Here is a 23,808-nt window from a genome sequence, read left to right on the forward strand (position 1 = left end):
AATACAAAGAGAATACACCAATCTTTGGGTAATATTTCACCCATTGATTATTTAATAAAAACTGTTCCGGAGTCTCAAATGTGCGTGACGCGTACAATCATTGGACAATATTTTAGTGTAGAGTTATAATTATTTCTAATAATAGTAAAGATAGTGAATAAACCAACGCTTTCCCGTAAATTACGTGAAAACAACAAGGCTTATCCAAGCTCTATAGTAGTTGTTTTGTTGGTAGTTTTTATTACAATTACCGTTTTTCTTCTTCTTTTTGCCGTAAAAACAATATTTTTTAGTAAAGAGAAAAAAGATTCTAACAACACAGCGCCGATTGAATCCTCTCCAAAAGAACTAGAAGAAGTGAAAATAAAAAATCAGGACAATAAAACATCGAGCTATACGGTAGAATCCGGGGATACTCTTTACTCGATAGGCATAAAGCTAGGTGTTGATTGGCAGGAAATTTCAAAAGAAAATAATTTAAAAGAGCCTTATACTTTAACAGTAGGCCAAAAACTTAAAATGCCGGTATCTAAAAAATAATATTTTAATTAAAGGAGAAAAATTATGATTGCTATTATTTTACTTGTTATTATCATTGCCACAGTCGGCTACGTTATTCTTGTTTTTAATAGCTTAGTATCTTCCAAGAACAGGGTGGACGAGGCATGGAGTGATATTGATGTACAGCTTAAGAGGAGGTATGATCTTATACCTAATCTTGTTAATACGGTTAAGGGATATGCTACTCATGAAAGAGAAGTTTTTCAAAAAGTTACCGAGGCTCGGGCAAACGCTATTGATGTTAAAGGTGTTGCTGATCAGGGTCAAGCGGAAAATATGCTTTCCGGAGCATTAAAGTCTTTATTCGCAGTAGCTGAAAGTTACCCAGATTTGAAAGCTAACGAAAATTTCCTGGCTTTACAGAACGAACTTACCGATACTGAGAATAAAGTTCAGGCAGCACGAAGATTTTACAACGCGAATGTTAGGGATTACAATATTAAGATAGAAGTATTTCCTAATAATATAATTGCCAGTCCCTTTGGATTTGGTCACAGAGATTTATTTGATATCGATGAGGGTGAAAGAGAAGCGGTAGCTGTGGATTTTGAAGATAAAAAAGAAGACAAGCCTTAGCAGTAAAAGTTAAATTAAAAAATAAAAACAAAATTTTTTTGGATTTAGGATAATTATGACGACTTATACCCAGATAGATAGTAATAAAAGAAGAAGCTTTGCTTTGCTGGCTACTTTTTTAGTTTTTATTATTTTGATTGGTTGGATTTTTTCAAGAATATTTGATAGCCCCGCAATTTTAATTGTTGCCGTATTTTATTCTATAGTTCAGGCTCTTGTTGGTTATTATGCGGGAGATAAAATTACTTTAGCAATGTCTGGGGCTAAAAAGATAAACAAAGAAGATAATCCCACTCTTTATAATATAGTTGAAAATTTAACTATATCTGTGGGCTTGCCGATGCCTAATATATATATTATTGATGATACAGCGCCTAATGCTTTTGCTACTGGACGGGATCCTCATCATGCTTCTATTGTTGTAACAACTGGCATAATGCAAAAACTCCAAAAGAATGAGATAGAAGGAGTCATTGCTCATGAATTATCCCATATAAAAAATTATGATATTAGAATTCTAACGCTAACCGTTATTCTGGTTGGATTGATTTCTTTATTATCCGATTGGTTTCTGCGTTTCACTTTCTGGGGCAGAGGCGATAGGAATGAAGGAGGCGGTCAATGGCAGTTAATTTTGCTAATTTTAGGTATTATTTTGGCAATTCTTTCGCCAATTATTGCTACACTGATAAAACTTGCAATATCCAGAAAGCGAGAGTTTTTAGCTGATGCTGATGGTGCCCTAATGACAAGGTATCCTGATGGGTTAGCTTCAGCATTAGAAAAAATTTCAGCAGATACAGAACCGCTTGAGGTGGCAAATAAGGCAACCGCCCATCTTTACATAGCAAATCCTTTGAAAGAACATCAAGGTAAAGATGCTAGGGGTTGGTTTGCTAATATGTTTGAAACTCATCCTCCGATTGAAGAGAGGATTAGTAAGCTTAGACAAATGGCAGCTTAAATATAATAATTAAATAATGCCCCGATTCACTAAAGTTTTATCGGGGTCTCGGCTTCGACAAGGAATGTATATTTCGAAGCCTCGGAGGAAAAAATGGATAATGGATCAACTAAAAAACAGAGTAATCTACCAAAAGATAGTAAAATAGATTCTAATCAAGTTGATATTTCTGTTAAAAGCATCGAGCAAAATATGGCTCCTCCTATAGCAGGACCCGAAGGAAAGCCGTCTATTTCATCATTGATTAATGATAAAACTAAACTAGATGAAGAAATTAATTCCAAGATTTTTGCCAATCCATTAGGCGGAGGAGAATCAACTGGTTTTAATATAAATATGAAAAATGAAAAATCTGCAGACCAAACAGCTATCAGCAATATGCCGGCCACACAGGTTATGATGAAAAAAAGTGCGCCTAAGCGGGGGAAGATCGGGTTGGTTTTAATCTCCGTATTTGTTTTACTGTTGCTTACAGTAGGAGGTGTATCTGCTTATAAAGGAGATTTTTATTGGGTTAGGGATATTCTAGGCTTAGGTATGCCAAGTGATCCAAATAAAGCTATTGATAGGGTTAGCCAAAGTATGGCTAAAGTGAAAAGCTACAAAAGCAGCATGACTATAAATTTGGATATGATTGCTGATGGTGAGAAGTTGAGCGGAGCTATAACAGGTAATAGCCAAAATGATGTTACTAAAAAGGAAACCAAATTAGATTTAAAATTGGGTAATATCAATTTGCCTGAAAGCGCAGGGGTAGAGGGGGCAGAAGCTTTAAAGTCAATGAATATTGAAGCTAATATTATAACGACAGAGAAAGAGGTTTATTTTAAAATACCTTTATTAGGCAACAAATGGTATAAGGCCAATATAGATAGTTTTGCAAATCCAGTACTTTCTGATAAATCAAAAGTAGATGAGAATGCCGCTAAAATGGCAGGTGCTGTTGTATATTCAAATAATATTGAGAATGCGGGATATGGTGATTTATCAAAATATATAAAATCTGCAGAAAAACTAAAAGATGAGAAAGTTAACGGTGTTAGTTCTTATCACTATAAATTGACACTAGATTTAGTGAAAGTTCTAGAAACAGATCCAAGCATGAAAGATTTGCCAGAATTTTATAAGAGTATGATTAAGGATATGTTTAATAAATATGTAAAGTTTAATATCGATATCTTTGTTGCTAAAAAGAATTTCTTAATTTTGAGGGAATCAGGACAATTAAGTGTTAACTTTGATTCAAAAGACTTTGGTGGAAGCGGAGTATTTAGTGCTAACATTAAATTCCAGGAAGATCTTAAAGATATAGATCAACCTATTACTATTGATAAGCCAAAAGATACTGTTGAATTCAATGAAAATACTTTAATGGAATTAATAGGTCCTTTAGTTGGCGGTTCTATACCTAGTACTAGTGCTCTTGAGGTCAGGGACGCAAAAAGAAAAGCTGATTTAGCTCAACTTAGAACCGCAGTTGAGCAATATGCCGTAGATAATAATGGTAAATTCCCTATTGCTAATACTGATAGCAGGAATAGCAACTTTATGAAAGATGCTTCTAAGTATCTGAATAATATACCAAAAGATCCTCTAGCTCCAAAATATTACTATAAGTATGAATCAGATGGAAAGACCTATAAGCTTACATGTGTTCTAGAAAACGCAAACGATACAAGCGGCAAAAAAGTGGGGGGCTTAAATATATACGAACTAAATGATTAGTGTATAAAGATTAATTTATAAAGTTTTGTATCTGGTATAATAGAAGGAGGTAACTCCTTCTATTATTATGGAAAATATATCTAAAGAAAAAGCAAAAAAAAGAATAGAAAAACTGAGAGAAGAAATAGATAAAATCCGTTATTATTACCATGTTTTAGATAAGTCTATTGTGTCCGAGGGAGTAAAGGATTCACTTCAACATGAATTACAGGAGTTAGAACAGAAATATCCTGATTTAATTACTCCAGATTCACCAACTCAAAGAGTTGGAGGGAAGCCACTGAAAAAATTTTTTAAAGTCACTCATTCTGCCCCAATGCTTTCCTTAAATGACGCTTTTGATTTTGACGAAATGAGAGCTTGGGAAGAACGATTAAAGAAAATAGTACCCGGGGATAGAATCGATTATTTCGCAGAGCTAAAAATAGATGGATTTGCTGTAGCTTTAACTTATGAAGATGGTTATTTAAAAACCGGTTCTACCAGAGGCGATGGTTTTGTAGGAGAAAATGTTACTCAAAATTTAAGAACCATAGAATCTATACCTCTGAATATAAGAGATATTGACGGCATAAATACAAAAAAGGCAATAGAAGCAAGAGGGGAAGTGTTTATGTCTAAAAAAGAGTTCGGATTAGTTAATCAGAAGCAGGAAAAGGAAGGTCTACCACTGTATGCAAATCCACGTAATCTAGGTGCAGGTTCAGTAAGACAGCTTGATCCAAAAATTATCGCTTCTCGGAATCTTGATAGTTATATGTATGAACTAATAACCGATCTTGGGCAAAAAACGCATCAGCAAAAGCATGAGTTATTGAAAAAAACGGGCTTTAAAACCTCTGAATATGTGAAATATTGTAAAAATCTAAATGAAGTTTTTGAATATTATAGATATTGGGAGAGCAGGAAAGATGACTTGCCCTTTATGGTTGATGGAATGGTAGTAATTGTAAATAATTTGGATCTTGAAGAAAAGTTAGGTGTAGTAGGCAAAGCGCCAAGATGGTCAATCGCTTTTAAATTTGCTCCGGAGCAAGCAACCACTATTCTAGAAGATATAAGGGTTAGCTTAGGTAGAACGGGTGCCTTAACTCCTTATGCTGTTTTAAAGCCTATTAGAGTTGCTGGTTCTACCATATCCAGAGCAACACTTCATAATGAGGATGAAATCAAAAGAAAGGATCTTAAAATTGGTGATACGGTTATTATCCAAAAAGCGGGTGATGTAATACCGGAAGTAGTTGGTCCGATAAAAGAATTAAGAACTGGTACTGAAAAAGAATTTAGAATGCCCAAAACATGTCCAATATGCGGAGGATCTGTTTCTAGAATGCCAGGAGAAGCGATTTATCGTTGTATTAATATAAAATGTTATGCAATAGAAAGAGAAAAAATTATTCATTTTGTCTCTAAAGGAGCTTTTGATATTGCCGGTCTTGGAGAACAGATTATTGATAAGTTTTTAGAGGAGAAAATTATCACCAACCCGGCTGATCTTTTTGGGCTTGAGGTTTTTGATATAAAAGATTTAGAAAGGTTTGGCGAAAAACTGGCTTCTAATATTATCAACAGTATTCAGTCTCGTAAAAAAGTTACACTGCCTCGTTTAATTTATGCACTTGGCATAAGGCATGTTGGTATAGAAACCGCTACAGATTTGGCTGACCATTTTGGTTCTCTTGAGAAATTAGAAAAAGTGAGTAAGGAAGATTTAGAGAGAATTTCTGATATTGGTCCTGTTGCCGCAAAGAGTATTTATGATTGGTTCAGGGATAATCTGAACCAAAATATCCTAAAAGAATTAAGAAAATACGGCGTTAGCTATGAAAAGATTGCAAAATCAAATGAATTAGCTGGTAAAACCTTTGTGATAACAGGTAAATTAGAATCTATAGAAAGAGAAGATGCTGAAGAAGAAATTAGAAAAAGAGGCGGTAATGCAGGCTCTTCCGTATCAAAATCTACTGATTATTTGGTAGTTGGTGAAAATCCGGGTTCTAAACTGCAAAAAGCCCAGCAACTAAGCATAAAGATTATTAGCGAGAATGAGTTTTTAAAAATTTTGAAAAAATAAAAAAAAGAGCACTTATGCGCTCTGTGTGAAAAAAAGTTTGTGTAGTGTTTGGATAGCTTGTTTTTTTTGTCCTCTTGGGATAATAAAATCAAGGCTTATTCCATCGGATTGTTGGTCAATAAAATTAATATTATTATCTATTAATATATCAATTGCTCTAGAAATTATTTTTTTATCTTTTTTGAGCCCAGCTCCGATTAAATATATTATTGATCTTTTTGTTATATCGATTCTATCAACAATTTTTGATAAGTCTTTTTTAAGGGAGTCTAGGTTCTCTTTTTTAAGATCGCCATTAAAATCGACACTGCGTATTATTGTATTGCCTATACCGCCTTCATAATCAATGGAACCGCCATGTTTTTTTATGATTTTATCTATTTTTTCCAGATAGCCTGGTCCCGGGTCTTGGCTGTTATCAAGCGTTATGACGTTTTCTTCTTTACCGACAACTACTATGATTGGCATTTCTAATATATTGGGTCTGGTAGCAACTATTCGGGTAGTTGAGTTATTTACTGTACCTATCATTTCTGTTTTTATCCCATGTTGTAATAAATTCCTGATCGCTTTTGGATGAATCAATCTGTGTCTTCCAATAGCTTTGGATATTTCTTCTACTGTTATGTACGGGGCATTTATTGAGTTTTTGACAATGCTTCGATCAGCACTTTGCCAACCCTTCGTATTTTTTACGAAATGAACACTAATTTTTCTTAGAGGTCCAGCTAAGCTTGTTGCCATTACTGATGCTGTGATATCTCCAGAATCTACTCCGAGATAGGTAACAGGTTTTTCCTTGGTTAGTTTAGCAAAGCGTTTATTATATCCAGTCAAACCTGGAATTATTATAGCTTTATCTCTCGATATTTTAGGTAAAATTTCTTGAAGAATATTTTCTTTAGTAGTTGCTTCATCAATAGATGCATTAAGAAAAGAGCCTTTTGTTGCTATAATGTCTTCAGCTCTTATTACTTCAGCATCTAGATTATTCTCGATAAGTATTTGTTCAATTATCAATGCTGATAGACACTCTCCTCTTGTGAGAATATATGATTTATCGATAGGTTCTAGTTTTCCTTTTTCTGCAATTCTTTGTGCTATTTTTCCTATAGTAATTCTGGCTTGTGTTTCCAGATAGTTTTTTGATTCCTTGTTTGATATATATTTTTTGATAAATTCTGCATAGATTTCAAAAATCGATTTTATATATTCAGAAGCTGCCGGATTAGAGCATTTAACAAGTTGCTCAACAATTTCTGCTGTTTGGCCGATAGAAGATACTATTATGACTTTGGGATATTGGTTATTAGTTATTACATTAATTATAATATCAGGGTGTTTGGCTATTGCTCGTCCACCCAACTTGAATACATCTATTTCCGTATAGAACTTACTGGGACACAAAAACTACCATCTCCCTTAGGTTATTTTAAAGAACTTTAGAACCAACAAGAAATGATACCAGAAGTTTAAAAACAGTCAAGTAATTGTCTTTTTTTAGATCAATAAATAATATATACTTTAGTTATGTCAAAAATATCAAAAGAAGAAGTAAAGAATATCGCTATTTTATCAAGAATAGAGCTTTCCGATGATGAAATAGTGAAATTTGAAGGAGAACTTTCTTCAATTTTAGACTTTGTATCAAAGCTTCAAGGAGTAGATACTTCTAGTATAAAACCCTTAAGCCATGTTACAGGATTAGAAAATTCTTTGCGGGAAGATGAGATTAAGGATTGTCTAAATAGAGACAAGTTATTAGAAAATCTTCCCGAAAGACAAGATAAATTTATTAAAGTGAAAAAAGTTTTTGAAAAAGAGGATATTGTTTGATGGTAAATATAAACGAATTAACGGTCAAAGAAGCGTCTGATCTTCTTAGTAAAAAGGAAATATCTTCCGTTGATTTAACCAAAGCATGCATCGAGAGGATAGAAAAGACCGATGATAATCTTAATGCTTTTATCACAAAAGATTTTGATAATGCTTTAAGCCAGGCAGAGGATAGCGACAAAAGGCGGGTAAAAGGGGAGACAAAGGGTATTTTAGATGGTATACCTTGCTCGATTAAAGATGTTATAACAACCAAAAATTTAAGGACAACCGCCGCTTCTAAAATATTGGATAATTTTATTCCACCCTATAATTCAGAGGTTGTAACTAGACTTAAAAAAAATGGCGTGGTTATTCTTGGGAAAAATAACTGTGATGCTTGGGCGCATGGTGCGTCAACAGAAAATTCTGACTATGGTTCATCACACAATCCCTATAATTTAGAAAGAGTCCCCGGAGGATCTTCAGGCGGTTCCGCTGTTAGTGTTGCTTCTAACCAATGTATATTTTCTATAGGAACAGATACCGGCGGTTCAATTCGTCAGCCTGCAAGTTTTTGTAACGTAGTTGGGTTAAAGCCAACATATGGCAGAGTTTCCCGCCTTGGTCTTATTGCTATGGCTTCATCATTGGACGTTCCTGGGCCAATAACAAAGACAGTTGAAGATTCGGCAATCATTTTAGAGAAAATTGCCGGCAAGGATAGTAAGGATTCAACGACTGTAGATAAACTCATATCTAAATATTTTGAAGAATTAAAAAAAGATATTAAGGATTTGAAAATAGGTTTGCCTAAGGAATATTTTACAGAAGGGATGCAGGAAGAAGTAAAAAAGGTAATGGATAATTCAGTTTCTATACTCAAAGACTTAGGCGCTAAGATAGTAGAAATAAGTCTACCTCATACCAAATACACTGTTCCTGCATATTACATAATCCAACCAGCGGAGGTTTCATCAAACTTAGGCAGATACGATGGTATAAGATACGGTTATTCTTCTCCTAGCGCCAAGAATTTGGAAGAAACTTATTTTAAATCAAGGGCTGAAGGTTTTGGCGATGAAGCAAAAAGAAGAATAATGCTCGGTACCTATACTTTGTCTTCTGGATATTATGATGCATATTATCTTAAAGCCATGAAAGTAAGAGCTCTAATCAAAAAAGATTTTGATGAAGTCTTTAATAAAGTAGATGCAATAATAACTCCAGTAGCTCCGACTACTCCGTTTAAGATAGGTGAGAAAAGCGTTGATCCATTACAAATGTATTTGGCAGATGTATTTACAACTGGTCCAAGCTTGGCCGGTATTGCCGGTATTTCGGTACCGGCAGGATTTTCTTTTGATAATCTGCCTGTTGGATTACAGATATTATCTAGTCACTTTAATGAAGGCATAATTTTAAGAATCGGTCATGCATTTGAGCAGGCCACAAAAGAGGAGTCATGGAGAAAAATACAAACCGTAGTCTAATAAAAAAAATAGCTATAAGTGTTCTTTTGGGAGCAGTAATAACTTTAGCATTTACTTCTATACCAATAAGAACAATGGGAGGTCAGCAAAAAAATTTGTGTCTTGATTGCATGGATCGTGTAATAGATCATGGTTTTCCATTCATATCCGCTGAATATCCTGCTTACTTTGGCGCAGCTAGTATTTTAACTTTTGGATTTTGGAAACAAGTTAACTACATTTCTTTTGTCTTAAATATAATTTTCTGGTCATTAATTATATTAGGATGTTGGCAGTTATTCAGCTTTTTCAATAAGATAGCAGAAAATAAAAAGGAGAATAGAAACAATTAGCTATTAATTGTTTAACAAAAATCATGGGACGTCAAGAAAAAATTAAACAACAAAAAAAAGAAGAAGAAAGACTAAGGCAAGAAAAGAGAAGCAAATTTAAAAAAAGGATAATTTATTATTCCTTGATGATAATAATTGCTATTTCTGCAGCATATGGAACAAATTATGCTTATCAAAAAATTAAACATAAGGAAACAAAAAAAATGACATCTTATAAAACAGGCGAGAGGCAATATTCTAAGGCTCCTGATATGCAGATTGATCAGAATAAAGAATATTTTGCAAATATGGAGACTAACTACGGTAAAATAAAAATTAAGTTATATGCCAAGGAAGCGCCTAAGACGGCTAATAATTTTATTGTTTTAGTAAGAGATAAATTTTACGATGGTTTAATATTCCACAGAATAGTTAATGGATTTATGATTCAAGGCGGTGATCCGCAAGGCAGCGGTACTGGAGGTCCAGGTTACAAATTTGATGATGAATTACCAAAAGACAAAACTTACAAGCGGGGAATAGTTGCAATGGCTAATTCAGGGCCAAATACGAATGGTAGCCAGTTCTTTATAATGCATAAGGATAATGAGAGCTTACCTAAGAACTATTCTATTTTCGGAGAAGTTACAGAAGGGATAGAAACTGTTGATAAAATTGCCATCGTAGAAGTAAGTGAGAATAGCGGAGGAGAGGCATCAACCCCAAAAACAAAAGTAGAAATCAAATCTGTGACCATAGAGGAAAAATAGATGATAGGTGTATTTTTGATAATCATATGTCTGATCGGCATTTTTTCTTTAATTTTTATAAGTAGAATGTCTGCAAAGACTATATATAGAAAACGCATTAATCATCAAGCAATAGACAGTGAATGGCAGAAAATTCAGGAAGCATCAAATTCAAAAGATATCGTAAAAGTAAGAAGCGCTGTTTTATCAGCAGATAAATTAGTGGATTATTTGCTAAAAGCTAAAGGTTATCAGGGCAAAACTATAGCAGAAAGAGTTAAAAAAGCTAGGAATGAATTCGGTGATTTATATGATAAATTCTGGGGTGCTCATAAATCAAGAAATCGGATTGTTCATGAGTTAGGGAATGAAGTAAGATATTATGAAGCCCAACAATCATTAAAAATTTTCATGCAGGTTATCCAAAGAATAAAATAGCAAGGATTAATATGGGACTAGAAACAATTATAGGTTTAGAAATACATGTGCAGCTAAATACAAAATCTAAAATGTTTTGTAGGTGTAATAATTATGCTGTAAATGCAGAGCCCAATACTACTGTTTGCGAAGTATGTTTTGCCATGCCTGGTAGTCTTCCGGTAACCAATAAGCAGGCAATAATATATTCCATGAAGGCAGGGATTGCCTTGCATTGTAATATTAATGAGATAACAAAGTTTGATAGAAAACATTATTTTTATCCAGATTTGCCAAAGGGTTATCAGATATCGCAATATGACCAGCCTATAGCTATTAGCGGTTATTTGGATATAGATGTGACAGAGGATGATAAATCTTATATTAGAAAAGTAGGTATAACAAGGGCTCATATGGAAGAAGATGCAGGAAAGCTTATTCATCCGGAAGGCGCTAGATATTCATTGGTTGATTTAAATCGTGCCGGAACGCCTCTTTTAGAAATAGTTACTGAACCGGATATAAGAAGTCCGAAAGAGGCGATGATTTTTGCTAAAAATTTAAGATCAATTCTTCGATATATTAGCGTATCTGAGGCCAATATGGAGCAGGGGAATTTAAGAGTTGATGCAAATATATCTTTGCGGGAAAAGGGTAAAAAAGAATTTGGGCCGAAAGTAGAAATCAAAAATATTAATTCCTTTAAGATGATTGAGAAAGCCTTGATTTATGAAGTTGAAAGACAGACAGAAATGATAGAAAACAACGAAAAAATTATTCAGGAAACACGGGGATGGAATGATGCAAAAGGCATTACTGTAACACAGCGAGCAAAAGAAGAAGCTAATGATTATAGATATTTCCCAGAGCCGGACATTCCGCCTATTGTTTATAAAGATATGGGAATTAATTTAGAGGAACTAAAAAAAGAATTACCCGAACTTCCAGCAGAAAAAGCCAAACGCTTCATGAAAGAGTTTGGCTTGAGTCATAATGATGCAAATATATTATCAGGAGATAAAGATTTAGCAATTTTTTATGAAAATACTTCTAATGAATTAACTGAAAAAGGTATAGATAAAGTAGTAGCAGCTAAAAAATCTGCAAATTGGATTCTTACAGAATTTTTAGGAAGATTAAATGAAGCTAAATTGAATATCAATGATTCAAAGGTTGATGAAAACAAAATAGCTGACCTTTTAAATTTTATTGAAACCGGAAAAATTTCAGGTAAGATTGCCAAGGAAATCTTTGATGAAATGTTTAAGGATGGTAAAGATGTTCAGCAAGTTATTGATGAAAAAGGTATTAAGATGGTTGAAGCAGGAGAGATTGATAAAGTTATAGATAAAGTTCTTTTAGAAAATCCAAGATCTATCGAGGATTTCAAAAATGGCAAAGAAGCGGCACTGGGATTTTTGGTTGGTCAAGCCATGAAAGAAACTCGTGGCCAAGCAGACCCAAAAACCGTTAATGAAATTTTAAGAAATAAGCTTAGTAAACATTAATTTCTATTATGAATAATCACCAAGAGCAAAAACAGTTAATACTGGGTTTTATTAGGAGGCATTACTTAGCTTATCTTGCCACCTCTAGTTTAGACGGAAAACCGGAAAATGCTGTTGTGGAGTTTACGGAAACAGATAATCTAGAACTAATTTTTGATGCCTTCCCAAATTTTAGGAAATGCAAAAATATCAAAGAGAATCCCAGGGTGGCAGTAGTGATCGGAGGTGAAGAAAATATTACGATACAGTATGAAGGGGAAGCCCAAGAGTTAGAGGGAGAGGAATTAGAAAAAGTTCGTACAATGCATTTATCCAAACACCCGCAGTTAGCTGAAATTATTAAATCCAAAGGATTAAAATTTTATAAGGTTATTCCTAAATGGATCAGGTATTTAGATGTAAACTCTCATCCTTGGAAAACTTTTGAGGTAATATTTTAATGGAAGTAAAAGATTATAACAAAATTAAAGATATAAAAGATACACCTTGCGGTATGGTTAAGGAAAGTTTTATCAAGGGAGTAGGTTTTGCTCGAATAAAAATGATAGAGGGTTTATCAACGGCTCATTATCATAAGGAAACAACAGAGTATTATTTAGTTCTTTCTGGAAAAGGAATTTTAAAAGTCAAAGATGGCAAGCAAACAAGTTAAAGAAGTTGGTTTAAGGCTAGGTGTAGTTGTTAGGATTGACATAAATGAAATTCATCAAACAAATAATTTGGATAATCTTGTTTTAGAAGCTATTACATATCCTGCTTGGACTGCCGAAGACGAAATAGTCGTTAAAGAAAATTTGTTTTAATACAACAAATTTTTTATTAGAGAATAAGACCTATACTTAATTAATATGTCTGTAATAGGTCATGGCATACGCTGCGCTTCCAATCGGGATTAAAGATAATAATATATCAGCATAGAATAGTTGATAGATTCCCATGGCAGGTAGAATCACACTGGTGATAATGGCGCAGAAAGAAAAGACAATAAGACCGAACGTTATGATCATAAGTTTTTTCTTAATGATGCCTTTTTCATTTTTGATAGTGCGAAATAATAAAGAAAAGGCAGTTATAAAAACAGCCAATGAATAAATAATAAAGACCCAATAGTAACCTCCTATTATAAGCTCAACATTATTGATACCCAAACTTTTTATTTCCTTGATTGCAAAGTTATCTACCATTGATAATATTCCTAAAAAAAATCCTATCGTAAGAACTAATAATGTTCTTTTAGAATTAGAGCCCCTACACAAGGAAAATATCCAAGCTAATCCTGATGCATAGATCAATTGAGCAATAAAATATACTATTTTAAAAACAGATTTATCGGCAAGGGTTGATGATAGGTAGCTTGCTAAAATATAAAATGCAAGCGTAGTTGTAAATAATAGGAATAATTTATTGATTTCACTAGATTTATTTTTAGAATATACAAGCACACCAAGTATTATATGGCCGCAAAAAGAAATAATAGTTGCTAGAGTGTACATAGCTGCTAGTTTTTACTATAAGATTATTCTACTGAATAATTAACATTCCGTAAACTTCAGCTTATCTACTATCAATATAGATAATTAAAACCGCTCTACCTTGCTTCTTATATCTGCTAAAGAAATTATTATTTCCCCGATATCTTTTTTGATATCTATAAGTCCGCTTGAGCCGCCAACACTTAAAGCTAAATCTTCCATCTCTCCGATATTATCGTCAATGGTATCTAAAAGATCAATAAATCTTGCCCTTATGTTTGTATTAAAAACTTCCATGCGGTCATTATGATATATTTTTCATTATTTTTCTTTGGATGATTTTCAAATTAATGGATGAAATAGTAGAATATATATAAGTTAATTGTGACGTAAATGAAAAGAGTTTTAATTATTCATGGATGGGGAGCCAATCAAAATGATCATTGGTTTTGGCAGGCCAAGGAAAGATTTGAAAAATTAGGATATAGTGTTTCGGTACCGAATATGCCGAATACTGATTTTCCACAACAGGATGAATGGGTAAAAATTATTGATGACTTTAAGCCTGATACAGATTCTGTCTTAATTGGTCATAGTTTGGGCGGGACTGCAATATTAAGATATTTGGAAAAAGCCGATCAACAGGTTAGAAAATCTATATTAGTTGCTGCTCCTTCATTTATTACCCAATATCCGGAAATAAACAATTTTTTTAAGGATCCTTTGAATTGGAATAAAATAAAACAGAATTGTAGCGAATTTGTTTTATTATATGGAACTAATGATTCGGTGTTGGATATTGAACATGGCAAAGAACTATCTGAAAGGCTTGGTATTAAAATAAGACTACTAGAAAGCAATGACCATCTTTGCACTTTAGATTTAAATATTTTAGAAAGTTTAATCAAAAAATAATTTATGACTTTTCAAAGAAAAAATTTAGGAAAATTTGGGGAGGACGAGGCGGTACAAGAGTTACAGAGTTTTGGTTACAAAGTATTAGAAAGAAATTATCGAAATCAAATAGGCGAAATAGATATTATTGGAAAAGATGGTAGCACCTTATGTTTTATAGAAGTTAAAACAAAATCAGGTATTGGTTTTGGCTCCCCGGAAGAAATGGTTAATAAAAGAAAGCAGCAAAAAATTATAAGAATAGCTCAGTTATATTTGTTAGAGAATAAACTTAAGGATATTGATTGGCGGATAGATGTAGTTGCCGTTGATAATAGTAATGACGAAATAAGGATTATTAAAAATGCTGTTGAGGGATGATATAATTAAATTAAATAATTAAGTGGTCCCGACATCCACTGACGTTTCGTCGGGATCTTCGTCTCCTGTAATGAATATTATCCAGGGGACTCGAGAGGTAGATAAATATGGCAAAAGAATTTTCTTTCGACATTGTTTCAGACTTCGATATCCAGGAAATGGTTAATGCTATTGATCAGACAAAGAGAGAAGTTTTAACTCGTTACGATTTTAAAGGCACTGATCCGCAAATAGAATTTGATGAAGATAAAAAAGGCTTAATCCTAAACGTTAGCGATGATTATAAACTTACAGCCGTTTTGGATATTATTAAACAGAAGATGGTAAAGAGGGGTTTGTCTCTTAAAATTCTTGATGAATCAGTTCCAAAAGAAGAAGCATCAGGAGGAAGGGTAAGAAAAAAAGTACCTTTTAAGAAAGGTTTAAATCAAGAGGATGCTAAGAAAATAAATAGAATCATAAGAGAAGTGTATCCAAAAGTTAAGCCTAATATACAAGGCGATACAATCAGGGTTTCGGCAAACTCAAAAGATGACTTGCAGAGCGTAATGCAATTGTTAAAAGAAGAACCGTTAATAAATATACCCTTACAATTTACTAACTATCGCTGAATAATAAATATTGTTATAATATAAAAATAGGATTTAATTAAAAATCGATGATGAAAAAAAAGGTGATCATTTTTCTTTTTTCCATACTTTTTACAGCCGGTCTATTTTCTGCGGGGTTTTTGATATTTTCTCAATCTAATAAAAAGAATGAACAAAAACCCGAGAAAAAAGAACTTAATATTTATAATTGGGAGAATTATTTTGCTCCCGAGACATTATCTGATTTTGAGAAAGAAACAGGCACAAAAGTGAATCTCTCAACATTTGAAGATGAAGAGATTATGCTATCAGATGTGCAATCTGATCCTTCCATGTATGATCTCATAGTTGCTAGCGATGAAGTTTTTTGGCGTATGAACGAACTAAAGCTTTTGGCAAATGTAGACAAAAACAATATCCCTAATTTGTCTAATCTCCACCAAAAGCTTTTTGATAAATCAACTGATGCGCAGCATAATTTTTCTATTCCGTATACATGGGGGACGACTGGAATAATCTATAACGCTAATTTCATAAAAGATAATATTAAAGATTGGGGCGATCTTTGGAATCCTAATTATAAGGGCAAGATAGCTATGATTAATAATAAATTTACTATCATCGCTTGTACTTTAAAATATCTTGGTTATCATGTAGCTTCTGCTAATGAATCTGAGCTTACCATGGCAGGGAATAAGCTTATGGAGCAAAAACCTCTTGTTTATGGATATTTAGACCCAATGACAATAATAGAAAAGATCAAAAATGGCGATGTTTGGATTGGCCAGCTTTACAATGGGGATGCTCTTATGGCAATTGAAGAAAACCCCGATTCTAATCTTAAATTTATTTTGCCGGAATCTGGTTCTGATTTTTATATAGATGCTTTTGCAATCCCTCGTGATGCAAAAAATAAAGAAGTCGCTGAAGAATTTTTAGATTATATTTTAAGACCCGATGTCCACTCTAAGATTATAAATTATGTAAGATATGCAAGCCCCCTTAAGAAGGAACTTATCGAGAATAAGGTAGATAAAGTATTATTGGAAGATCCGCTAACATATCCTTCAGACGAAAAAGTTGAAGGTTATGGAGAAACAAGCAAAGGTAATAATATTCGTAACAAAATATGGTCAGAATTAAATAAGTAAAATGAAGCTTAATTTAAAAACAAGACTTATAACTCTTCCTATAATTTTTACCCTGTTACTGTTTTTTGTTGTTTCATGTTTAATATATTTCCAGACAAGAGAATTATTAAAAAACGTTGTTGGGACAGGTTTGGCAGCTGTTGCTAGGGAAAAAAATATAGAGATAAACAGTCTAGTCAAAAGAGGTTATCAAGATGCAAAGGCTTTATCTTCTATTCCTTTAATTAAAGACTTTGCGGCAGATACCAATATTAAGGAGCAGTATCTTAATAAAATAAAAACTATTTATAAAACGTATGATGATATAACCCTAATTGATATGGATGGTAATGTTCTAACTTCAAGTTCTTATACTCATGAAGGAGATTGGGCATCAAATAGTTGGTTTAGAAAAGCTAAGCAAGATCAAGCAGTAGTTATGTCTGATGTGTATTTGATGTTAACCCCCAAGAAGGAAGTAACAAGCTTCTTCGCGCCAGTTAAGAATGATCAAGAAAAGATGATAGGAGTATTGGTGCTTAGAATGCCAATAGATAAGATATGGGAGATTTCAGATAATACTGTTCTTACAAGATCGGGTTATGTTATGGGATTTAATGAATTGGGACGAATCATTATTCATCCTGACAAAAGTAAAATTTTTGAAAAAGCTCCAGATAATATTTTTGGCAAGATAGAAAAAGGTGATAATAAGTATTTAAAAATTACGGAAAATGGTCAAGAAAAATTAGTTGGGTATTCTAATATTTTACCTAGTTCGGCACAAGACAATGAAGAAAATAGCGTTAAGTGGTTTATTGCAATTATTGAGCCTTCTTCCGAGTCTTTGGCTAATTTAAATAATATAGTTATTATTCAGTCTTTAATGACCATGTTGCTTGGCTTAATTTCCATATTAATTATTAGTTATTTATTAAATGCAAGAGTAGTCAGTGGATTGAGTGATGTTTACGAGGGGACAATCAAAATGAGTACAGGCAATCTTGATTATAGGATACCCGTTAAATCGAATGATGAGATAGGTCGTCTTGCGCGAACATTCAACGATATGGCAGAAAAGATTAAACATTATAACAACAATTTGCAACAGTTAGTCTCTGATAGGACAAAGGAGCTAGAAGAGACCAAAAACAATCTCGAATCAATCAACGATAATTTAACAAAATCCAATAGTGTGATGATAGGCAGAGAATTGAGAATGTTAGAGCTTAAAAAAGAAATAGAACTATTTAAAAAAAGTAAAAAAGATCAAGAAAAAGGTAAAAGAGATGGCAAAAACAAAAAGTTGGATTGAAAGATTAAATGACAGTTATGTATGGTTGCTGATTATGAGAAATTTTTAGTGAAAATATAGTTATTTTTTGCAAATTTTTATTTAAAAGCATTGATTTCTGGTAGCATTGTCAATGCTTTTTGAATTTCGGCTAGTTAAAATTTATTCATGCTTAGCAAAAGGATAAAAAGATCAATAATATTTGGGACATATATTATAATAGCTAGTCTTTTGGTGCTGCGCTACTTTTTCCAAATTTTAAATTTAGGGTTCCCATTTCTTTATCGTGTAACAGATATGCTATTAGTTCCTTTTTTTGACACCTTTTCTTATGTAGATCTTGCATTTTTATATCAAGGTAATTCAGTTATAGAAGCATCTGTTTTCTCTACAATTATATTCTATGCATTCATTTTTTATATGTTTGATTATATATCTGATCTAGAATATCGCTTATTTTTTCGATCGCACAAAAAGTAAATTAATTCAAAGCAAGCTTTGATTTCCATGCTAGTAAATGTTAAACTATATTCGATGAGTAAGGATTTTAAAGTTACAGAAGTAATAAATTGGCAGATAGTCGAAGATTGTCTAGCCGAAAAAACGACCTCAGGTTATAAAATGGCCTTAATTGAGGCAGACAAATTAATTGATAATGCGCTGATCAAGGCTGGATATCCCGGTAAAGATATTATAGAGAGGATCAATTCAGCCAAATCAAAATTTTCTAATATTAAAAATTTTAAAAAGGCCAGAGAGCATAGAAGTCTGGTTTTAAATGAACTTTCTTATAATTTAAATTCAATAGAAGTTGAAGAAGCGGTTAAATTTTATCATCAAGCGTTTATAGATATTGAAGGCAATCCGGAAGCTAAGCTTAATTTTTTTGAGAGAATATTAGCGCTGGTTACTTATTATATTCCATCAAAAAGCGGTCTTATTAAAAATATTTTTATTTATACTATTGTTTCAATATTTATTATTCTTTTTTTAGCTGATTCAAAATTAGGGCAGAGTATTACTAAAGGCATTGTCGATTTTACGCACTTTATGGTTATCCGTGTTTTAGTACTAATTTTAGTTATTATAGCAATCGTAACAATAATTACTTTAAGTATTCTATATTTCGAGAAGCGGAAAAAGCAAACCAAAGAGTTTGATTTATGAAACAATTTGTTCACCTTCATGTTCACACTCACTACAGTTTATTGGACGGGATGGGTAAGATTCCTAATCTTCTAGATCGCGTTAAAGAGCTAGGCATGGATTCTATCGCTATTACAGATCATGGTGTAATGTACGGTGTTTTAGAATTTTACCAAGAAGCAAAACTTAGAAATATAAAGCCTATTTTGGGAATGGAATCTTATATTGCTCAGCGTAGTCATACCTCTAAAGTTCCTAAATTGGATACAGATGCCTTTCATCTGACTTTACTTGCTAAAAATAAGGAAGGTTATCTAAATCTTCTAAAGCTTACAACCATTGCTCATCTTGAAGGGTATTATTATACTCCCAGAATAGATAAGGCGCTGCTTAAAGAGCACAATGAAGGTATCATAGCTTTATCGGGATGTCTTAGCGGCGAAGTGGCAAGATATGCTTTATCCGGTAACACTGCTAAAGCATTAAATGCCATAAAAGATTACAAAGATATTTTTGGTAATGATTTTTATTTAGAAATACAGCATCAACATGGAATAGAAGATCAGGCTATTGCCAATAAAAACTTGATTGACTTGGCAAAAAAAACCAATACGTCCTTAGTTGCTACCAAGGATGTTCATTATATTAATAAAGACGACAGAGAAGCGCACGATATTCTTTTATGTGTGCAAACCGGCAAAACCCTAGAAGATGAGGATAGACTAAAAATTGATTCTGATCTTTCGTTGTTGCCGCCAGACGAAATGATAGAAGCTTTTAAAGATTGTCCTGAAGCAATTGAAAATAGTATTAAAATTGCAGATCAGTGTAATGTTGAATTAGAACTTGGTCAAAATCTTTTACCAAATTTTACAGTTCCAGAAGGCGAGACCCCAAAAAATTATTTGCAAAAGTTATGTAATGAAGGATTGGAAAAAAGATATAAAGATCAATCAGGTAAAGTTCCAAAAGAGATTAAAGATAGATTGAATTATGAATTGAGTGTGATTGAGAAAATGGGGTTTGAGTCATACTTTTTAATTGTCGCTGATTTCGTTAACTATGCAAAAGAATCTGGAATTCTTGTTGGTCCAGGCAGGGGGTCTGCTGCCGGCAGTATTGTTTCTTATGTTTTAAACATTACAGATCTTAATCCTCTAAAATTTAATCTTTTGTTTGAAAGGTTTTTAAACGCAGAAAGAATTTCTATGCCTGATATCGATATGGATTTTGCAGACGACAGGAGAGGTGAAGTTATCGATTATGTTATCAATAAATATGGGTCTGATCGTGTTGCTCAGATTATAACCTTTGGAACAATGGCAGCTAGGGCATCTGTTAGAGATGTAGGACGAGCTATGGGAGTAAGCTATAGCGAAGTTGATAGGATAGCAAAACTTATACCTTTTGGTGCTCACTTAATAGAAGCATTGGATATGTCACCCGAGTTAAAAGGCTTATATATCAATGATCCCAATATAAAAAAACTTTACGATTATGCCATGAGATTAGAAGGAGTAGTGCGACATGCGTCAACTCATGCCGCAGGCGTTGTGATTTCACCAGAACCATTGGTATCTTATGCACCGCTGCAAAAAGCAGTTAAAGGCAATACTTCCATAGTGACTCAATTTCAAATGGATGAACTGGAGTCGCTCGGTCTTTTAAAAATGGACTTCCTTGGTTTATCCAACCTTACAGTTATAGGAAATGCGATTGAAGTTATTGAGGCAGTAGAAAAAGTAAATATTGATATAGAAAAAATTCCCTTAGATGATAAAAAAACATTCAAGCTTTTGAGCAGAGGGGAAACAACCGGAGTTTTTCAGCTAGAAAGTGAAGGAATGAAAAGAATACTGAGAGAGCTTAAACCAACCATTTTTGAAGATATTATCGCTATCGTGGCTTTATATAGACCTGGTCCAATGCAGTGGATAGATGATTTTATTAAGAGAAAACACGGTAAAGCGAATGTTACTTATTTACATCCAAAACTAGAGAATGCCCTTAAGGAGACTTATGGAATTCCGGTATATCAGGAACAAGTGATGCAAATTGCAAAGGATATAGCTGGTTTTTCAGGACCTCAGGCAGATACTTTGCGTAAAGCAATGGGCAAAAAAATAAAATCGTTGATGATTAAACAGAAAAAATTATTTATAGATGGATCTATCAATAATGGGATTAAAAAGGATTTAGCTGAAAAAATATTTGCAATGATGGAAGATTTTGCCCAATACGGATTTAATAAATCTCATGCTGCTTGTTATGCATTGATTGCTTACCAAACAGCATATTTAAAAGCTCATTTTCCCAATTGTTTTATGGCAGCACTTTTGACTTCTGATCAACACAATATCGATAGAGTGGCAATTGAAGTAACAGAATGTGAAAGGATGGGTATTAAAATTTTGCCGCCGGATGTTAACGAAAGTTTTGCAGGTTTTGCGGTTGTGCCCCAGACTAATAATATAAGATTTGGCTTATCTGCGGTAAAAAATGTAGGAGACGGACCAATTGAGTCTATAGTTAAAAAACGAAAAAAAGACGGTCCATATAAATCAATTGAAGATTTTATAAGAAGAATTGATCCCCAGGCGATCAATAAGAAAGTTATAGAAAGTTTAATAAGATCAGGTAGCTTTGATGCATTAGAGGATCGGGGAAAACTTTTAGGCAACATAGAATTGTTATTAAACCTCGGTTCTAAGACAAAAAAAGACAGCATAAGCGGCCAGACAGATATGTTTTCAATGTTTGGTGCAAATGAAACAAAAGAAACACTTGTTTTAAAAGAAGGTATTAATGTGGATAAAAAACAAAGGATGGCATGGGAGAAAGAACTCTTAGGGATGTATATTTCCGAGCACCCTTTAAGAGATTTCAAGGAATATCTAGAGAAAAAAACTACCCCAGTTAGCTCGATAACAAAAGATTTTTTAAATGAACGAGTAATAATTGGCGGGATTATAACTAAAATTCAGAGGGTATTTACAAGAAACAAAGAAATGATGGTTTTTGCTTCTTTAGAAGATTTATCTGGTCGTATAGAAATTCTTGTTTTTCCTAAGATACTTCAGGAGGATTCTGGCGTTTGGCAGGAAGATAAAGTGATTTTGATAAAAGGAAAGATATCAGAGAACAAAGAAGGTGATTTAAAAATTATTGCCGATAGGGCAAAAGAGTTGAGTGAAGCCGATATAAATTTAGTGGAAAGATTATTAAAGATTGTTTCAGTAGAGATAAAAGATGAAGATCAAAAAGAGGTTTTTGCTAAAATTAAGGTCATGTTAGATAGTAATCGCGGAGAAGATGAGGTTATTCTTGATTTAAAAAACAATGGCAATTCAAAAAAAATTAAGTTGCCTTTTAGTGTTAATCTTGAAAAAGTACAAATAGAGCTTCAAAAAATAACCGGCAATCAAGTAGAGATAAAAAGTTAGTAAAGGTCACTAAAATAGTTGACCAAACGTTAATTTTTTGCTAACCTTTTGATATTGCTATTATGGCAAAGCGAAAGGAATTATAAAGATGAGTAAAATCATATTAAAAGAAAATAGTAAAATGCCTGACATAAGACCAGGTGATATTATTCGTGTTTATCAGAAGATTAAAGAAGGAAATAAAGAAAGAGAACAAGCATTTGAAGGTGTGGTAATCAAAAGAAGTCACGGGTTAGAACCAGGAGCCTCTTTTATTGTTAGAAAGATTAGCCAAGGGATTGGCGTTGAAAGAAAATTTTCTATACATTCACCCCTTCTAACAAAAATTCAGATTAAGAAGAGATCACATGTTAAAAGAGGAGATTTATCATATCTTAGAAATATTAGGCAAATGGCCAAAAAGCTTAAGGATAGAAAAGTTGATCCCATAGAGTCTGTATTAGTTGTAGATGATAAACAAGAGCAAGAAGTAGCGAAACAAAAAGAAGAATCTGTTGAAGAGGCTATACAGCAAGAGGAAGAAAAGAAAAAACTAGAAGAGAAAAAAGAGAAGATTCCTCAAGAAGAAACCAAAGAGCCAGAAAAACAAGAAAAGCCAAAAGAAGAACAAAAAGAGAATGATAGAGAGAAGGCAAAAGAATAACCTTTTGCCTTTTTTGTTTTTAATGATTCCAAATTTAAAGATAGAAAAAGAACTATATAATAAAGGCTACCAAGCTATTTGCGGTATGGATGAAGTCGGTAGAGGGGCATGGGCTGGTCCTTTAGTTATTGGTGCCATTATTCTTGGTAAAAATCAACGAAAGTATGGAGTTAGAGACTCCAAAGAGTTAAGTTTTCAAAAAAGAGAAGAATTATTTTCCGCAATTTTGGATTTTTCCATTGATTATTCTTTTGGAGAAGTATCCGCCAAAGAAATAGATATCTTGGGTTTAAGTAAGGGTATCAAATTAGCCGCAGAAAGGTGCTTGTCAAATTTAAAAATTATTCCTGAAATAGTTTTATTGGACGGAAAATGGAATTATTTAACTTCCGATATTGAAGTAAAAACTATAGTAAAAGGAGATTCAAAATCAGTTTCTATTGCATCAGCATCAATAATAGCAAAAGTTAAAAGAGATCGACTTTTAAATATACTGCATAAAAAACATCCAAGCTATAATTTTGAGAACAACAAAGGTTATGGCACCAGACAACATCAGGAAGCTATAAAAAAACACGGCCTTACGGACTTGCATAGAAAATCATATAAAATTTAAAGGAGG

General features: G+C 33.1%; 24 protein-coding genes and 1 pseudogene. 22 read left to right on the forward strand and 3 right to left on the reverse strand.

Translation table 11 applies throughout. The features are described 5' to 3' along the window. The first annotated feature begins 138 nt into the window (after positions 1 to 138). From COX95_04535 to COX95_04555, 5 genes are all read left to right on the forward strand, one after another. Complete coding sequence (locus COX95_04535; protein ID PIZ85264.1) at positions 139 to 540, forward strand: hypothetical protein; 402 nt, start codon at positions 139 to 141, stop codon at positions 538 to 540. A gap of 21 nt (positions 541 to 561) precedes the next feature. Continuing rightward, positions 562 to 1,137 (forward strand): hypothetical protein, encoded by a 576-nt coding sequence (locus tag COX95_04540; protein PIZ85265.1) that lies wholly within the window; start codon positions 562 to 564, stop codon positions 1,135 to 1,137. 55 nt (positions 1,138 to 1,192) lie between these two features. Continuing rightward, a complete protein-coding gene (locus COX95_04545; protein PIZ85266.1) occupies positions 1,193 to 2,101 on the forward strand; it encodes a zinc metalloprotease HtpX in 909 nt (302 codons plus the stop codon). 93 nt (positions 2,102 to 2,194) lie between these two features. Continuing rightward, entirely contained in the window at positions 2,195 to 3,826 is a 1,632-nt protein-coding gene (locus COX95_04550) for a hypothetical protein (protein PIZ85267.1), read from the forward strand. A 67-nt stretch (positions 3,827 to 3,893) separates the two neighbouring features. Continuing rightward, positions 3,894 to 5,900, forward strand: coding sequence for an NAD-dependent DNA ligase LigA (locus COX95_04555; protein ID PIZ85268.1), 2,007 nt, complete (start codon positions 3,894 to 3,896; stop codon positions 5,898 to 5,900). A 12-nt stretch (positions 5,901 to 5,912) separates the two neighbouring features. Here COX95_04555 and COX95_04560 read toward each other — a convergent pair whose 3' ends face one another. Next, entirely contained in the window at positions 5,913 to 7,265 is a 1,353-nt protein-coding gene (locus COX95_04560) for a hypothetical protein (protein PIZ85269.1), read from the reverse strand. A gap of 165 nt (positions 7,266 to 7,430) precedes the next feature. Here COX95_04560 and gatC point away from each other — a divergent pair, with 165 nt between their 5' ends. From gatC to COX95_04600, 8 genes are all read left to right on the forward strand, one after another. Then, positions 7,431 to 7,736: an Asp-tRNA(Asn)/Glu-tRNA(Gln) amidotransferase GatCAB subunit C gene (gene gatC / locus COX95_04565; protein ID PIZ85270.1), complete on the forward strand. Its 306-nt coding sequence runs from the start codon at positions 7,431 to 7,433 to the stop codon at positions 7,734 to 7,736. Further along, positions 7,736 to 9,208, forward strand: coding sequence for an Asp-tRNA(Asn)/Glu-tRNA(Gln) amidotransferase GatCAB subunit A (gatA, locus tag COX95_04570; GenBank protein PIZ85271.1), 1,473 nt, complete (start codon positions 7,736 to 7,738; stop codon positions 9,206 to 9,208). The genes gatC and gatA overlap by 1 nt, the downstream gene beginning before the upstream one ends. Then, complete coding sequence (locus tag COX95_04575) at positions 9,181 to 9,540, forward strand: hypothetical protein (protein ID PIZ85272.1); 360 nt, start codon at positions 9,181 to 9,183, stop codon at positions 9,538 to 9,540. Before gatA ends, COX95_04575 begins: the two co-directional genes overlap by 28 nt. Before the next feature lie 125 nt (positions 9,541 to 9,665). After that, on the forward strand, positions 9,666 to 10,289 hold the full coding sequence (locus tag COX95_04580; protein PIZ85295.1) for a peptidylprolyl isomerase: 624 nt from the start codon (positions 9,666 to 9,668) through the stop codon (positions 10,287 to 10,289). After that, complete coding sequence (locus COX95_04585) at positions 10,290 to 10,706, forward strand: hypothetical protein (GenBank protein ID PIZ85273.1); 417 nt, start codon at positions 10,290 to 10,292, stop codon at positions 10,704 to 10,706. It begins immediately after the preceding gene. Between the two features lie 11 nt (positions 10,707 to 10,717). Further along, the gene (locus COX95_04590; protein PIZ85274.1) at positions 10,718 to 12,193 is read left to right on the forward strand and encodes an Asp-tRNA(Asn)/Glu-tRNA(Gln) amidotransferase GatCAB subunit B; all 1,476 of its coding nucleotides are present in this window, start codon (positions 10,718 to 10,720) and stop codon (positions 12,191 to 12,193) included. An 8-nt stretch (positions 12,194 to 12,201) separates the two neighbouring features. Then, positions 12,202 to 12,633 (forward strand): pyridoxamine 5'-phosphate oxidase, encoded by a 432-nt coding sequence (locus tag COX95_04595; GenBank protein ID PIZ85275.1) that lies wholly within the window; start codon positions 12,202 to 12,204, stop codon positions 12,631 to 12,633. Next, positions 12,633 to 12,845, forward strand: coding sequence for a hypothetical protein (locus COX95_04600; GenBank protein ID PIZ85276.1), 213 nt, complete (start codon positions 12,633 to 12,635; stop codon positions 12,843 to 12,845). The genes COX95_04595 and COX95_04600 overlap by 1 nt, the downstream gene beginning before the upstream one ends. A 187-nt stretch (positions 12,846 to 13,032) precedes the next feature. Here the strand turns inward: COX95_04600 and COX95_04605 are convergent, their stop codons facing one another. Together COX95_04605 and COX95_04610 are read right to left on the reverse strand one after the other, a co-directional pair. After that, a complete protein-coding gene (locus tag COX95_04605) occupies positions 13,033 to 13,686 on the reverse strand; it encodes a hypothetical protein (GenBank protein PIZ85277.1) in 654 nt (217 codons plus the stop codon). Between the two features lie 84 nt (positions 13,687 to 13,770). Next, entirely contained in the window at positions 13,771 to 13,962 is a 192-nt protein-coding gene (locus COX95_04610; GenBank protein ID PIZ85278.1) for a hypothetical protein, read from the reverse strand. Positions 13,963 to 14,058: 96 nt separating this feature from the next. On the opposite strand from COX95_04610, the gene COX95_04615 reads away from it, so the two are divergent. The 9 genes and pseudogenes from COX95_04615 to COX95_04655 all read left to right on the forward strand — a co-directional run bounded on the left by COX95_04615 (position 14,059) and on the right by COX95_04655 (position 23,802). After that, positions 14,059 to 14,580, forward strand: coding sequence for a hypothetical protein (locus COX95_04615; GenBank protein ID PIZ85279.1), 522 nt, complete (start codon positions 14,059 to 14,061; stop codon positions 14,578 to 14,580). A gap of 3 nt (positions 14,581 to 14,583) precedes the next feature. Next, positions 14,584 to 14,940, forward strand: coding sequence for a YraN family protein (locus COX95_04620; protein ID PIZ85280.1), 357 nt, complete (start codon positions 14,584 to 14,586; stop codon positions 14,938 to 14,940). A gap of 107 nt (positions 14,941 to 15,047) precedes the next feature. Further along, on the forward strand, positions 15,048 to 15,551 hold the full coding sequence (locus COX95_04625) for a YajQ family cyclic di-GMP-binding protein (GenBank protein PIZ85281.1): 504 nt from the start codon (positions 15,048 to 15,050) through the stop codon (positions 15,549 to 15,551). A gap of 47 nt (positions 15,552 to 15,598) precedes the next feature. Further along, complete coding sequence (locus COX95_04630; protein ID PIZ85282.1) at positions 15,599 to 16,681, forward strand: hypothetical protein; 1,083 nt, start codon at positions 15,599 to 15,601, stop codon at positions 16,679 to 16,681. 1 nt (position 16,682) lies between these two features. Beyond that, on the forward strand, positions 16,683 to 17,975 hold the full coding sequence (locus tag COX95_04635; protein ID PIZ85283.1) for a hypothetical protein: 1,293 nt from the start codon (positions 16,683 to 16,685) through the stop codon (positions 17,973 to 17,975). 513 nt (positions 17,976 to 18,488) lie between these two features. Further along, positions 18,489 to 19,121, forward strand: coding sequence for a hypothetical protein (locus tag COX95_04640; GenBank protein ID PIZ85284.1), 633 nt, complete (start codon positions 18,489 to 18,491; stop codon positions 19,119 to 19,121). Further along, positions 19,118 to 22,543, forward strand: a complete 3,426-nt coding sequence (locus tag COX95_04645; GenBank protein ID PIZ85285.1) for a DNA polymerase III subunit alpha — start codon at positions 19,118 to 19,120, stop codon at positions 22,541 to 22,543. Before COX95_04640 ends, COX95_04645 begins: the two co-directional genes overlap by 4 nt. Before the next feature lie 88 nt (positions 22,544 to 22,631). After that, positions 22,632 to 22,961: pseudogene (locus COX95_04650) on the forward strand (50S ribosomal protein L19). Positions 22,962 to 23,160: 199 nt separating this feature from the next. Then, the gene (locus tag COX95_04655) at positions 23,161 to 23,802 is read left to right on the forward strand and encodes a ribonuclease HII (protein PIZ85286.1); all 642 of its coding nucleotides are present in this window, start codon (positions 23,161 to 23,163) and stop codon (positions 23,800 to 23,802) included. The last annotated feature ends 6 nt before the right edge of the window (positions 23,803 to 23,808 follow it).

The sequence above is a fragment of the bacterium CG_4_10_14_0_2_um_filter_33_32 genome (assembly GCA_002792735.1).
Classification (GTDB): domain Bacteria; phylum Patescibacteriota; class CPR2_A; order CG2-30-33-46; family CG2-30-33-46; genus CG2-30-33-46.